The following is a 14,134-nucleotide window of genomic DNA, read 5'->3' as shown; positions in this document are numbered from 1 at the left end:
GCAAGGGAAATATGGTTTCCGGAAACGGAGGCGAAAGGTTCTACGACGTTGTGATTATCGGAGCCGGACCCGCAGGTCTCTTCGCGGCCTACGAGCTGGCTGAAAAGAGCGACCTGAGGGTTCTCGTCATCGACGAAGGTGGCGACGTCAAGCAGAGAGTTTGCCCCATGTTCGAGCTCGGTTATTGCGTCGAGTGCAAGCCCTGCCACATAATGAGCGGCGTTGGAGGAGCCGGCGGATTAAGCGACGGCACGATAAACCTCCGCCCGGACATCGGAGGCGACCTAAGCGAACTGACGAACGACGAAAACTACGCCTGGCAGCTCGTCTGGGAGGTCGACCAGATTTTTCTAAGGCATAAAGCACCGAGGAACCTCTACAAGGGCGACCCCGAACAGGTTAGATACTGGGAGCAGAGGGCGGCGCAGGCGGGAGTAAAGTTCATCCCGATAATCCAGAGGCACATAGGCTCCGACAGGACGCCCGAGGTCATAGACGACATAAAGAGACACCTCGAAAACAAAGGCGTGAAGTTCCTCCTCTGGACAAAGGCCCTTGAGTTCGGCCAGGGATGGGTTAAGGTTAGGCGCGGAAAGGACGTCTTCGAGATTAAAGCCCGCTACATAATCGTCGCCCCGGGCAGGGGCGGAGCCGACTGGTTCCACGAGGTGGCCCAGAGAATAGGCCTCAAGGCGAGGCACGGGCCTATTGACGTTGGCGTCCGCGTCGAGGTTCCGGCCATAGTCATGGAGCCGATAACGAGCATAAACCACGACCCCAAGTTCCACATCTACACCGACACCTACGACGACTTTGTTAGAACCTTCTGCACTAACCCGAACGGTTTCGTCGTCGAGGAGCGCTACGACGGCTACGTCGGTGTGAACGGCCACTCGATGCACGAGAAGAAGAGCAACAACACCAACTTCGCCTTCCTGAGCAGGATAGAGCTCACCGAGCCTGTAGAGGATACGACAGCCTACGGCAAGAGCATAGCGCAGTTAGCTACCACGATAGGCGGTGGAAAGCCCCTCATTCAGCGCCTCGGGGACCTGCGGAGGGGAAGGAGGAGCACGTGGGCGAGGATAAGGAGGAGCGACGTCGAGCCCACCTTAAAGAACGTAACGCCCGGCGACATAGCGATGGCCCTGCCCCACCGCGTCGTGACGAACATCATAGAGGGCCTGGAAAAGCTCGACAGGGTTCTGCCGGGTGTTGCGAGCGACCATACTCTCCTCTACGCGCCAGAAATCAAGTACTACGCCATGAAGGTCGAGGTGGACGAGAACCTCGAAACGAGCATTGAGGGAATCTTCGCCGCCGGCGACGGAGCAGGTTTGAGCAGGGACATAGTCAACGCGGCCGCGACAGGGCTTCTGGCGGCGAGAGGGATACTCAAGAAGGAGGGCCTCCACACGGAGAAGGACTTCAGGAAGCCCGGGAACTGGAAGGAGAGAATTGAGGCGCTTGAGTAGGTGAAACCGAGTTCATGAACAGGGGGATTGTAAGTGGTTACTACTCTCTGAATTTGGTTTGTTTTGGGACTATTTATCCTATTTAAGTCATGTTTATTTAACAGAAAGGTTTTTATATTGTTAGTTACTTACTTACGTTGGTGATTCCTTATGTCGAAGTTTGGTTTGTGGTGGGTTATGTGGGATAATGGTGTGTACATATCAAGGATGACTCTTGGAGGCAGGGTGCCGACCTCCTATGATGAGGTTGTTCAGTGGTTTAAGAAGAGGTATTTTGACAGGGTCGTGTTTCTTGGTAACCAGGGAGAGAACATTGGTTACACAGGCAATGGGTACGAGGATGGTCGCTATCTGGCTCTCTGGATTATGTCCCACATCAGCTCGATAAAATACTACGTCACGATACCGTTTTCCCAGTACGGGAGTAAAAAGCTGAGAGATGACCCATCCAAGGGTTTCGCCAACTCCTACTGGAAGGACTGGATTGACGGTGTTCTTAGTGTCTTTGACAATAATAGGCTCGGCTTCTTCTGGAGTTACGAGAGCTGCCTCCAAGCAACTCCACATGATGAAGCCCATGTTACTGAAGAGTTTATTCGAGAGATGGCAGAGTATATCCACAATCACAACCAAGAATTCATCTGGATTCCTGCAACAGGAAGCGGAAGCTCAGTTAGAGGCGTGTCCTATTTGAATGACCCGGATTATGATGGTATTCTTACGATTGGTGGCTACTTTGACTACGTTTTCGTCCAGCCAAACTACTACGAGTACTCCAAGGTCGATGAAAAAGGGAATCTCGGCTTACAGTATACCTACGAGAAGCTTGTGGAGAAGGTTCGCTGGGTTTACGAGGAGCTTCCCACGAAGATTAGAGAACACAATCCAAATGCCAAAATAACAACGGCCTCAATAGAAATGGAAGCCGACAGGACCGTACTGGGAATTCATTGTACCAGCCCAGGGGACTGTCCAGAAGGTATGAACTGTGATTCTAATATTCATACTTGTTATGAACACTGCAGAGACCACCATCCCCAAAAGGCAATCAACTACGCATTAGATTATGTTAGAGCACTAAAGGATATAGACTGGAAGCCATCGAACTTGGCATACTACTTCAGTACAGATTTCAAAGTAATAGACACCCTTCAAGAGCAGTGCTGGAGGGAACTTAATGAGCCATATGTCTAGTCTCCGTCTTTTTCTTATCCTCCTATTTCTAATTTCCATTATCTCTTCTCAAGGGGTCTCCGCCTCAACACCTCAAACCTTCCAGGCCTATCAAATTACCGTTAAGGGATTTAAACCCGCAAGCATTGGAATCTTGCCGCACTTCATCTTCACAGTAAAACCCTACTGGAAAGTAAACGACTCGTCCCCTGGCGAGTATCGCCTCCTCTACTTCGCATACCCCTCTTACTACAACATCACTAACTGGACTTTTGAGTACGTGAACCTAACGAACTTCCCTGGAATCACTTACAGGCTCGGAAACGTAACACTCCCATGGCCAACTAACAACTTTACCATCTTTTCTTATGACGACACTCCCGTCCTCCACTGGCAGGCGAAAAATGGCACAACCTACGACTACTTCCTCGGGATTGGTCCGTCCGCCGGAGATAAAGAAGTTGCACTGCCGGTGGTCGTTACACACTACACCAAGAATTCCCAGATGGTTGGACACTTAGAGGGGAACTACGTGGTGTTTAACGGCTCAAACACAACCCTCAAGATTCCAGAGGGAGACCTTTCCAAATACTATCCGGAGCAGTTCTTAAACGACCTCAGGGGAGTCATTTACAGGGACGTGGTTTACATCTGGAACTCAACAACGGCCTCTTACGTGGCAATCCACAGAAAAGCCTTTCTCATCTACCCGCTCCGCTTGAGTTACTGGAAGGCCAATGGAAAAGTTTACATCGGCACTAACCTTTCGAAGGGCGTTGAGTTGAAGGCCAATCAATCAATCCCAATCCTCCTCTACGCGGAGGGGAAGCTAAAACCCCTCGTGGACGTCCTAAGGTTGATTACTCCCCAAGGCGACCCGTTGAGGAATCTAAAAAACCCCGTCATCACGCTCCAAAGATTGATAACGCGGGCGACGCAGCGGGACATTCTCAACTACTTTGAGGACACCATTTATTCCCGATACTACAAGCTTCATTATTCCCTCGTTTCGAACGGTTCCTCAGCAGTTTTGACCGTTACGGTTGATGACTGGATTCCCTTCTATTATCCCTACCTCGTAGTGGACGGAACACCCGCCTTCTTCAACCTCTCGCCAACGTGGACGAGCACAGAGGAACAATGGACCTTCGGTGGATACGAGTTCAAGTTCGGCGTTTGGGGAAATCACTACGAGCTCCTCTGGGAGAAGTCTCCTCCAGTGTTGAACTCTTCCATCGCTTACCGGCTCAACGGAACTTGCTGGATGTTAATTGGCAACTTCCACAACTTCCCGGGCTTCGTCGCCAACGGAACGGTTGAAGGGAACTACATGGTTTTTCACTTTAACGACACAACCCTCAGGATTCCGTTGAAGGAGTTGGCGAAGTATTACCCGCCGAGGGTTTGGGGATGGAAGTTAGCAGCGGCAAAGAACGGAAACGGCTACCTCATAACGCCCGATGCATGGTTCCACTACAGCGTTACCCGGCTGGTGTGGGTTCCCGGGGGTTTCCTTCTGCCGGTTGACAACTCCTCTGGCGTTTACGCTCTTTATTACGTGAACGGGACTTTAAGGCCGGTCTTTGACTTGCTCAGGCTTATGAGTTTGAAGGGGGATTTGGTTAGGAACTTGCCGAACCCGTTCAACTCGAGCGTAACCTTTGGGTTGTGCGGTCTGGAGTGGCAGTCAAACACCTCGGTGAGAGTTACTCAAACAACCGCCACACCAAAAGAAAAAAGCATCTGCGGACCCGGGCTGATAGCGATTGTCGCGCTGGGTGCCGCGCTTCCAGTGAGAAGAGTGCAACGCAGAGAATCGACCAAAGGTTAACGTTAAAAGCCACCTCTCTCTTTTATTTCCGGTGGAAAGAAATGCCGATGAGGTGCAAGTTCTGCGAAAAGCCCGCCTTCATCAAGCTTCACTACCCAAAAATGTACCTCTGCGAGGAGCACTTCAGGGAGTACTTCGAGAGAAAGGTCAAACGGACGATAGAGCGCTACAAGATGCTCAAGCCTGACGAGAGGGTTTTGGTGGTTGTCAGCGGCGGGAAGGACTCGGCCGTTACCGCTTACATCCTCAAGAAGCTCGGCTACAACATCGAGTGCCTTCACATAAACCTTGGAATCGGCGAGTACAGCGAGAAGAGCGAGAGCTATGCTAAAAAACAGTGTGAGGCCTTAGGCGTTCCTCTCCACATCGTCCGCGTTAAGGAGCTCCTCGGGAAGGGAATCGGCGAGGTGAAAACGAGAAGACCGACGTGCTCCTACTGCGGTCTAACGAAGAGGTACATATTCAACAAGTTCGCCTACGACAACGGCTTCGACGCTGTCGCTACTGGCCACAACCTCGACGACGAGGCGAGCTTCATCTTCTCGAACATGATGCACTGGAACACGCAGTACTTAGCGAAGCAGGGGCCTGTGACCCCAAGCCAGTTCAACGGCAAGCTCGTGAAGAAGGTCAAACCGCTGTACGAGGTCACAGAGAGGGAAGTGGTAGCCTACGCTCTCGCTAATGGCATCGAGTACATGATGGAGGAGTGTCCCTATTCCGTTGGAGCGACAACGATTGAATACAAGGAGATACTCAACGAGATGGAGGAAAAGAGGCCCGGGACGAAAATCAACTTCGTCAAGGGCTTTTTGAGGAAGAAGCACCTCTTCGAGACAGAGCTCCAGGAGGCCGAGCTGAGGGAGTGCAGAGTCTGCGGAATGCCGTCGAGCGGTGAGGTCTGCTCTTTCTGCAGGTTCTGGAGACTGGAGAAACCGATAGACTTTAGGGTGAGGCGATGAGAACCGTTGCAACATTCCCAAAGCTGAGAAGGACTTTCATCACAGTCATGAAAGCGTACACTATCTTCCTCTGGATGTGTTCAGCTGTCTCTATTGTGATAACAGGAGTGAATACCGTGAACGGCCAGTTGGCCCCCGCCATAATATACCTCACCTCATGGGCTTTCTTTACAACCTCCGCACTCATGTACTCAGATTTAAAGGGAGAGCTTGAGAAGATGCGATTCACGGCGTACTGGCGGTTCTTCAGTCGTTACTCCCCTCCCCTCGGCGGCTACGCAATGCTCCATGTTCTCACAGGACTGATTTTTATAACCGCCGATGTCTTGAGGGGAGGGTACGCATTCCTCGCAGTCATGCTCATCTTGAAAGGCATTTTCGAGCACGCACTTCAGGGATTTGTGGACAACCTGAAAGCGGTCTCATTTCTTTACTCTGAAGTCCTGAACGGAGAGCTCGACAGGCTCGCACTCAAGGACCCCTTTAAGTGAAGCGCCTCGTCTTCTCCCAGTGGAGCCTGCCGGCGAGGAGCCTCAGCAGGCCACGCATCGTGTAAACAACCCCCGCAAGGACGAAGAGAAGGAAGTAAGCGGGGTAAGCCCCAACGAACCACCACTGGACTCCAAACCCAGTTCTCCGTTTTTCAAGCCAGTTCGAATAGGCAACCGAGACCCAAAAGACAAGAAACGCAAGAATCGAAACAGACAGGAAGAGCTGAGGCCTAGCAAGGGCCAGAGGAACGCCTCCGGAGAGGACAAGGTAGCCGTTGAGAACAACGGACAGGAACCAGAAGACCGGAACGAGGTAACTCATCATATAAAAGTGCTCTATGAATGCCTCCATGAGGCCAGAGCAACTCCTTAGAACCGGCCAGTAGTAGTCGAGCATGACCTGGAGATGCCCCTGGGCCCAGCGGGAGCGCTGTCTAACGTAGTCTCTGAGCGTTTCGACGGCCTCCTCCCAGCCGACTACACCGTGGTAGTACCAGAAGCGGTAGCCTTCGATGAGCGCCCTCGCCCATAGGTCAGTGTCCTCAGTGACGGAGTCCTCACGGAACTTACCGAGGCGTAGAAGGTGCGAGAACCGAAGTAACGCCACGGTTCCCCCGTATTTGCCGTTTTCGTTGAGCTTCATGTCACCCTCGATGGCCACGTTAAAACCAACGAGTCTCTCGAGGGTTATGAAGCGCGTGATGAAGTTCTTGTCCCAGTTCCTCGGCCTGACGTTCCCCTGAACGCCGATAACATAGTTCGGTGCCCCCTCCATGATACCGACGAGGGTCCTCAGAGCGTTGGGCCCAATGAGGTAATCGGCGTCCAGTATGAAGATGTAATCAGGCCATTTAAACGCAGTCTCAATGAGTTCAAGGGTGTAATTAAGGGCCCTCGGCTTGCTTCTACCCCTGTGAGGCGGAACGTTGATAACGAAAACCTTTCCACTCCACGAGGACTCCATTCTTCTCATAACCTCAAGCGTTCCATCGGTCGAGTTATCGTTTATCAAAAACACCTTGAAGTTTGAGTAGTTTTGGTTGAGTACGGAGCGGGCTGTCTTCTCTATGACAGTCTCTTCGTTGTGAGCAGGAATAAGAACGTAGACAGTCGGTTCAAAGAATCCAGTAGGAACTGGCTTTGGTTCCGTCGGATAATCTCTCTGAGTGGCCAGAATCAGAAGAGTGTAAAAGACAAGCCCGGACGAGACCATCAAAAAGAGGAACAGGAGAACGGCCTCAAGTATGTAAGGAACGGGAACTAACACTGAAAACCCCGCGAGCAGGAGAATGTACAAGTAAAGCACGGATTGGAATTTGAGGGAGGGCCTCATCATAAGAGTTTTAGGAAGGGTATATAAATAACTACTGGTTAAAATGGCAGGGATAAAAATCGTGGGGGCCTCTCACCCAGGCAGGTTCACAAAGGAACTTGCTGGGAGCGGAGCGGTTGAGAGAGAAAGCGCGGAGAGGTACTCCGCGGAGTTCACAACAGGGAAGCACAGGTGCAGGGTTATCCACAACTACTCAACGGGAGAGGTCCTCGTCTGGTTCGAGGATGAGGCGACCGTGGACGTTCTGGGGAGGATTCTAAAGCTCACAAGGTACCTCGGAAGGGCGCTCGTGGTTGGTATTCTACCCGGGCAAGAGATAAAGGGAGAGGCGTTCATAGAGGTCCCGGGCGGGAGAATACAAGTGGCCCATGCAGGAGACGGACTATGGATTGGCTGGGATGGAACAAACTGGCTCTTCTCTGCGACGGTTCAGGGGATAGCAGAGCTCATTGAAATCTTGGAGGTAGGGAGATGAAGCGGGGATACGTCCTCCTTTTGCTTGCTGTCTCAGTGCTTGAATTCCTGCCCCTCTTCTTCGCCCCAGCCCACCCCGACCTGAAGGGAGACGGCCTCGGACACCTCTTTAAAGTCCACAAGCTAATGGAGGACGGCTGGGAGCCGTGGATAGAGGAATGGTACGCGGGCTTCCCCTTCCTCAGGTTCTATCCCCCCGGTTCGTACATTATCGCGGCTTTCTTCGGGAAGGTTTTTGGGAGTGCAGTCAGGGGCTACGCGGTTACACTGATGCTGAGCGCGTTCCTTGGTGCCCTCGCCCTACATACCTACCTGAAGAGGCTTGAAAAAGAGCCCTACGTAGCACCGCTCGTTTTCCTGCTCTTCCCGTGGCACCTTGGGGTCGCGTACATCGAGGGCAACTTCCCGAGGGCGAACGCCATCCATCTTGCTCCCCTCTTCCTCCTCGGAGTCCTCCTCCTGCGGGAATACAGGGAGAGATACCTGCTCCTCTCGGCCCTCTCGATTTCGCTGGTCGTCCTCACCCACCACTCAATTGTGATTCCCCTCCTCATCCTCGCACTCGCACTGCACTGGGATAGCCTTACGGAGCTCCGTGTTATCGGAAACGCCCTGAGGGTCATGGGAGCGGTAATCTTCCTCACCGCGTTCTGGTACATCCCGTTCTTCTACGACAGAGAATGGACACACTTTTGGAGAGTGAACATGAGCCCGTGGCTGTTTCGGCACTACAGCCTCAATCCAGACACCCTCGCAAGACCAGAGATGGCAGTCCCGCTCGCCCTGATAGTCGTTTTCTGGGCAGTTGCCTGGAAGTCCGGAAGAAGCAACCTGAGAAAGATTACCCTCATCTCAGCGGCGGTTTACCTCAGCCTCGGCTATTACTCCCCAACCCCCGAGCTGTACTCACTCCCGGTCGTTTCCATGATTCCCCCGTACAGGTGGCTCGATGCCACAAACCTCCTTGTTCCCCTCATCGTGGCAGACGCGTTGAACGGGCTGGAAGTTAGGAAAGCGACCGTTGTGGGATTAATAACCATCGTCGTGTTGCTCGTGCCGTTCACAGAGGAGATTCCTTACATTAAAAGCATCCCCCAGGACACGCTTCAGCTCGCGGAATACCTCTCGAAGCAACCCGGAAAGGACTGGCGCTTTCTCGTGAACTATCCCGGGGCAGTTTACAGCTACCTGCCGGCCCTCTCCGGGAAGGACACACTCAACGGCTGGTACCATGAGGGCAACCCGACCGACAAAGAGATGGAAAGACTCTGGTACCTTCTTGCAACTGGTGGAAACGCAAGCCCCTACCTGAAAGCTTACGACGTGAAATACCTAATCAACGCAGAGCAACCTGGCTACGTGAAAATGGCAACAATTGGACGTTATAGGGTCTACGAAGCCAACGTGAGCTTCGTCCAGCCGGTTTCAACCCTCATGGCCGGCCACTTCTACGACCTGCCCCTCGACTATGCGTACACCAGGGAGCTCCCTACGAACCTCTCGGAGGTAACCACCGTTATCTACTCAGGCAACCCGGACAACCACACGGCAGAAAATCTCTGGGAGTTCGTAAAAAGCGGGGGAACACTTGTATGGGCCCCTGAAAGCACAGACACGCTCTTCGGGGTCAGAGCGCAGGTAAGGCCGATAAACGCTTCAGAGCTCTCCTCCGAGGTCTACAACGTCTCCCGCTTCGCGTCTTTCAGGTACGGGGATTTCCCGTGGTACGGGCCGGTGTTCACGAACGTGAGCCCAATAGTGAGCATGGGAAAGTGGACGCTGATAGGGGCCAAACAGATTGGAAACGGAACCCTCTACGTCCTCGGCGGCAACTTCCTGTACCATATAGCCTACACGGGCTCCCAATACGAGCTGGAAGTCCTGAAGAGCATTATTCCCCGAGAAGAGAGCCAGATTCAGATAGGCCAACTCGTCCGCGGGGACGGCCGGTATTCGTTCAGGGTAACGGCCAAAAAGCCCGTGCTCTTAAGGGTGTCAGAGGCGTACTTCCCATACTGGGAGGTCTACGTGAACGGACGTAAAGTCAAAGTCATTCGGGACGACAGAACGGGACTGACGTTAATAAACGTTGAAGAGGGAGTTTCGGAAGTAAAGGCCACCTTCAGGGACCCCTTCGAGAGGCTCCGCTATTACTCCGCACTTGCCTGGGAGATACTAGTTATCTACACAATGATGAAGTTCGCGCCGATGAGGAGACTTTCGGGCCCTGAGCTGTGATGAAGGCCACCCTATCCGAGGCTTCCGATGGGTAACCGGCGGGCCTCTAAGATGGTTTGCCCATTCATTCGGAAGCGGACTTTCGAAAGAAAAATGTAAGAGCTTGCAAACGGCTTTTCTTTTTTTATTTAGTCCCCTCGATGGTATTTCGAATCGTTTATATACCTCGAGGGCATAAACTAACCCAAAGTTATCAAAGGAGGTGGACGAATGCTCGGGGACGTCATCAACGGCCTATGGGATTCACTAAAGCCGGGGGAAATCGTGCTGATAGAGAGAACGGACGTTAAAGACCAGTACTTTGGGCTGCACCACCTCATAACCTGGGGGCTCTCCAAAGGATACACAGTCCTCGTTGTTGATGTCATTGATTCCCTGCACCTCATAAAGGCCAAGGCCAAGCTGGCAGGCTTCGATGGCGAGACGTTTGAGAACGTCAACGTCATAAAGATAGGAGGGAAAATAAAGAACGGAAATGTCGTTGCCTGGATAAGCGACCTCAGCGAACCCGTCATACTGATGGGAAAGTTTAAAGAGGCGTACGAGAAGTTTGTTGAGGAAAACGCACCCGTTCTAACGATAGCCTTGGGCATCGAGAAGCTCTTCGCGACTTCAGAGGTAGCGCCCAAAAACGTTCACCTGCTCCTCAGCCTCCTAGCCCAATACGTTGGAAACGAGGACAGGCTGGCGGTTCACTTCATCAAGACGTCTCTGCTCGATGAGGGCAAAAAGTTTCTCCTGGGGCTCTTGGAAGACGTTGCCACGACGGTCATTAGGGTATCGTCCCTGGGAAGAATGACGGAGTTCAACGTCGTCAAGTCAATAAGAAAGGACATGGAGGGGGTCTCCCTCAGGGTCTAGCGTTCTCTGAAGGAGAGCCTGAACTTCAGCTCCCCGTCAAGCGGGAACAGGAAGGTGTAGCTCACGCCCTGCTGGATGAAGTCCCACCCGCTTTCGCTCTTGCTCAGCGTTTTTACCGGGAACTTCCACATCCTCGCTTTTCTATCGAGCTCAACGGAGAACCTCCCGACGGCGTAGCGGTCGTCCACCTCAATCCTTGAGCCTTCCAGCTCCCCCGGCACCTCCATCACGCTGTGAACGGCAAGGTTTAGCTCAACCGCGAAAGTTCCCCTTCCGGAGACGGCGTAGTCAACGGTGAAGCCCTTCTCATGGGGCCTGAAGACCTTGACGACCGAGAAGTCCCCCTCATTCCTCCAGAGCCTCAGCCCGTTTCCATCGAGCGAATAGCAGTATGGCTTTTCGGCGAAGTCCGCCAGGGGTTCGTAGCGGTTCAGCCTGAAGTCGTCGAGGGTCGTTTCGGGCCTTAGAAACCTGTCCTGGAGGAGCGCCCGCCTGACGGAATCGTAGGCGACCTCCTTCTTAATCTCTCCAGGAACCTCACCCGAGAGCTCATGAATGCTCTCGACACCGTCGCTCTCCTCCTCGGGAACGGCGCTTCCGGTGGAGTGGTAGTGCTCGTAGCGCCTTGTCAGGACGTCGGCGTAGTTCACGAACCTTCCCTTGGAGCTCAGCTCGACGAGGGAACCTCCGAGGCCGGGCTTAAAGGAGTAGTAGAAGCCCTCGCCCTCGATGAAGACCTCCTCGAGGCCGTCGAAGTCGAGGTCGCGGACGAACGTTCCAGTGGAAACGTAGCTGTTCGCCCGTATCAGGTTTTCCCAGACGGCCCTGCGGAGGTGCGGGAGGTAGATTCCGCCGAAGACGCCGTGCCAGTAGGCATCGTTGCACTGGGCCTTCAGCAGAAACCGCCTCGCCTCGGGGTTGTTCCTCACGAGCCTGCTCACCATGAGCATCCTCTTGTGGGTGTAGTTGCCCTCGGGATACTTGAAGAAGAAGTTCTTCCAGATTCCTCCCCTTACGAAGACGCGGTAGCGGTCGAAAATCCCCTCAGCCTTCAGCCGGTTCACGAACTCGACGAAAAGCCTCGCCTGCTCGGCAGGTAGGGACCACTCGCTCATCTCGAAGTAGGAAGCTATGGGCAGATAGACGAGGCCCTTCGGCTTGAACCGCCTCAGGTATTCTGAGTAGAGGAGAACCTCTATCCTCTCGTCGCTCGAAACCCTCTCAAAGAACTCCCTGAGCCAGCCTTTCTCGTGAACCCACTCGTAGGTTCCAGGCCAGACACCGAACTTCTCGCCGTCGTCGTGGAAGACCGCGACCTTGCTCTCGTCGCCGTCATCGAGGGCGTGGAGGTAGTCAATCGTCTTCTCCACCGGACGGAAGGGGATGAGGTACCTGAGCTTCTCGTCAATCGGGAAGACCACCACAGTTTCACCGCCGTCCTCCGTGTAGTAGGGCCAGTATAGGCTTTCCTTCGGCAGGCCGGCGCTCATAAAGTGGTAGTCGTCAACGACGACGTACTCTATCCCCGCCTTCCGCAAGGTTTTCACGAGCTCGGGCTCCCAGACCCTCTCGGTCAGCCAGAGTCCCCTGGCATCGTAGCCGAGCTTTCCGGCGAACTCCTTGAGGAGGTTAACCTGCTCGACCCGGTCTTCCTCGGGGATGGACGCCAGAACCGGCTCGTAGAAGCCGGCAACGATAATCTCGACCTGGCCCCTTCTCACGAGGCTTTTGAGGAGGTCGAGGTGTTCAGGTCTGTTGCCGGCTATCCACTCAAGGAGCGGGCCGGAGTAGTGGACGGCAACCTTCATGTTTGGGTACTCTTCGAGCGTCTCAAGGAACGGTTTGTAAGCCCTCTCGTAGGCGCTCTCGAACACCCACCCGAAGTTCCCAAGGGGCTGGTGGTTGTGGATTCCGAATATGAACTTCACGCCCTCCACCAGTATCAGTATCACCTAAGGTGATATAACCTTTTCCCTCAGAGCTGGAGGAAGAGGTAGAGAGTGAGCGCAACGGCGAGCTGGTTGGAGAAGTTGTCGTCCGGCGGGAGGTTGTAGAACTCCGCTATCGTTCCGGCGAGCGAACCCGCGAAGGCTGGAAACGGACCCACGAGGGGGGTCAGTAGTGCCATCCCGGTAATGAAGTAGGCGAGGCTTCCCTCGACGCTCTTCCCGTTGGAGAAGCGGTGCCTGCCAAAGGTCTTTCCGATTATCGCCGCGAGCGCGTCGCCGAGGGTGGCGAGTGTTATAGCGCCTATGGCAACCTCCTCGGGGAAGAAGTAGACCACTATGAAAGATGCCGCCGCGAAGTAGATGTGCGCCGCAACCCGGTTCCTCTCGTGTTCGCGCGTTATGTCATTGATGTGGTTTTCGAGGAGTTCTATCTTCTCCACAACCTCGGGAGAAACGTAGAGGTTCAGCTCCTTCTTTATACGGTCTCTCCACTCCTCGATTACACGGAAAGGCTCCAGGACGACGAAAAGAATGAACGCGACCCCAACAAAGGTGAGCGTGTATGTCTTCCCGAGGAGCAGGTAAACAGCCGGGACCGTTAGTCCGGTGAGATGAAGGGCCTTACGCTTCAGCTCTCTTTTTATGCTCACGTTTAATCACCTCCAGGGCATCACCAAGGTTCTTAACTACGTAGTCGGCATTCCTGACCTTTCTTCCGCTGAAGTAGCCCCTCCTCACCAGTATCCCAACGGCACCTATCGCCTTTGCGCCGGCCATGTCCGTCTCGTCGCGGTCACCGACGACGTAGACCTCCCGGTCCGGGAATCTCTTCAGGGCGAGGCGGAAGTTGTAGTCCTCAAACTTGCTGTGGCCCGTTTCACCGCTTATGATTACGGCGTCGAAGTAAGCCCCTATCCCAAGCACCTCAAGCTTCTTCCTCTGCCAGTTCGTAGAGGAGTCAGTGACGAGAACGACCCTCGCACCGAGCTCCCGAAGACCCCGAAGGAACAGCAGGGCATCATCGTAAAGCCGGAGATACCTGAAGAAGTGCTCCTCCACGAATGAGGATAGCTCGGCAAGCTCTTCCCCGGTTATTTCGGGGTATATCCTCCTGAAAAGCTCTTCAACGAGCTCGTGAAGGTCAAGGGTGTGGAGTCTTTTTGAACCCTCAAGACCGCGGTACTTGGCCGTCAGAAGGTAGAGAAGGGCCCTGAGCTTGCCCCTGCGCAGGAGGAAGGGAATCGCGTGGAGCATCGTCCTCTTTCCAGCTTCCCACGTGTTGCACAGGGTATCGTCGAGGTCAACGAGCACGAGCATGTTAGGAGTTGGAGGGGGCTCTTTAAACCC

General features: G+C 53.8%; 12 protein-coding genes. 8 read left to right on the top strand and 4 right to left on the bottom strand.

Annotation, left to right across the window (positions count from 1 at the left end; all coding sequences use genetic code 11):
- Positions 1 to 11: 11 nt before the first annotated feature.
- The 5 genes from MVO87_RS01700 (at position 12) to MVO87_RS01680 (ending at position 5,932) form a co-directional block, all read left to right on the top strand.
- Positions 12 to 1,475 carry an NAD(P)/FAD-dependent oxidoreductase gene (locus MVO87_RS01700; protein ID WP_297515715.1) on the top strand — a complete coding sequence of 488 codons (1,464 nt, stop codon included), beginning with the start codon at positions 12 to 14 and terminating at the stop codon, positions 1,473 to 1,475.
- A 150-nt stretch (positions 1,476 to 1,625) separates the two neighbouring features.
- Positions 1,626 to 2,669, top strand: a complete 1,044-nt coding sequence (locus MVO87_RS01695) for a DUF4855 domain-containing protein (RefSeq protein WP_297515712.1) — start codon at positions 1,626 to 1,628, stop codon at positions 2,667 to 2,669.
- Positions 2,670 to 2,802: 133 nt separating this feature from the next.
- Complete coding sequence (locus tag MVO87_RS01690) at positions 2,803 to 4,479, top strand: hypothetical protein (protein ID WP_297551978.1); 1,677 nt, start codon at positions 2,803 to 2,805, stop codon at positions 4,477 to 4,479.
- Between the two features lie 47 nt (positions 4,480 to 4,526).
- Positions 4,527 to 5,441: a tRNA-5-methyluridine(54) 2-sulfurtransferase gene (ttuA, locus tag MVO87_RS01685; protein WP_297552014.1), complete on the top strand. Its 915-nt coding sequence runs from the start codon at positions 4,527 to 4,529 to the stop codon at positions 5,439 to 5,441.
- The gene (locus tag MVO87_RS01680) at positions 5,438 to 5,932 is read left to right on the top strand and encodes a hypothetical protein (protein WP_297512694.1); all 495 of its coding nucleotides are present in this window, start codon (positions 5,438 to 5,440) and stop codon (positions 5,930 to 5,932) included. Before ttuA ends, MVO87_RS01680 begins: the two co-directional genes overlap by 4 nt.
- Here MVO87_RS01680 and MVO87_RS01675 read toward each other — a convergent pair.
- Positions 5,925 to 7,238, bottom strand: coding sequence for a glycosyltransferase family 2 protein (locus tag MVO87_RS01675; RefSeq protein WP_297512695.1), 1,314 nt, complete (start codon positions 7,236 to 7,238; stop codon positions 5,925 to 5,927). The genes MVO87_RS01680 and MVO87_RS01675 overlap by 8 nt on opposite strands.
- A 70-nt stretch (positions 7,239 to 7,308) precedes the next feature.
- Here MVO87_RS01675 and MVO87_RS01670 point away from each other — a divergent pair, with 70 nt between their 5' ends.
- From MVO87_RS01670 to MVO87_RS01660, 3 genes are all read left to right on the top strand, one after another.
- Positions 7,309 to 7,740 carry a hypothetical protein gene (locus MVO87_RS01670; RefSeq protein WP_297512697.1) on the top strand — a complete coding sequence of 144 codons (432 nt, stop codon included), beginning with the start codon at positions 7,309 to 7,311 and terminating at the stop codon, positions 7,738 to 7,740.
- On the top strand, positions 7,737 to 9,977 hold the full coding sequence (locus tag MVO87_RS01665; protein WP_297551976.1) for a 6-pyruvoyl-tetrahydropterin synthase-related protein: 2,241 nt from the start codon (positions 7,737 to 7,739) through the stop codon (positions 9,975 to 9,977). Before MVO87_RS01670 ends, MVO87_RS01665 begins: the two co-directional genes overlap by 4 nt.
- Before the next feature lie 210 nt (positions 9,978 to 10,187).
- Entirely contained in the window at positions 10,188 to 10,838 is a 651-nt protein-coding gene (locus MVO87_RS01660) for a DUF257 family protein (protein ID WP_297514252.1), read from the top strand.
- Here MVO87_RS01660 and MVO87_RS01655 read toward each other — a convergent pair.
- The 3 genes from MVO87_RS01655 to MVO87_RS01645 are packed head-to-tail and all read right to left on the bottom strand — an operon-like array spanning position 10,835 to position 14,104.
- A complete protein-coding gene (locus tag MVO87_RS01655; protein WP_297514250.1) occupies positions 10,835 to 12,775 on the bottom strand; it encodes an alpha-amylase/4-alpha-glucanotransferase domain-containing protein in 1,941 nt (646 codons plus the stop codon). The genes MVO87_RS01660 and MVO87_RS01655 overlap by 4 nt on opposite strands.
- Before the next feature lie 38 nt (positions 12,776 to 12,813).
- Entirely contained in the window at positions 12,814 to 13,437 is a 624-nt protein-coding gene (locus tag MVO87_RS01650; RefSeq protein ID WP_297514247.1) for a diacylglycerol/polyprenol kinase family protein, read from the bottom strand.
- A complete protein-coding gene (locus MVO87_RS01645; RefSeq protein WP_297514244.1) occupies positions 13,409 to 14,104 on the bottom strand; it encodes an HAD family hydrolase in 696 nt (231 codons plus the stop codon). Before MVO87_RS01645 ends, MVO87_RS01650 begins: the two co-directional genes overlap by 29 nt.
- Positions 14,105 to 14,134 lie beyond the last annotated feature (30 nt).

It is taken from the genome of Thermococcus sp., assembly GCF_027063845.1.
In the GTDB taxonomy this organism is placed as follows: domain Archaea; phylum Methanobacteriota_B; class Thermococci; order Thermococcales; family Thermococcaceae; genus Thermococcus.
This window is presented reverse-complemented; position numbering and strand designations above follow the sequence as displayed.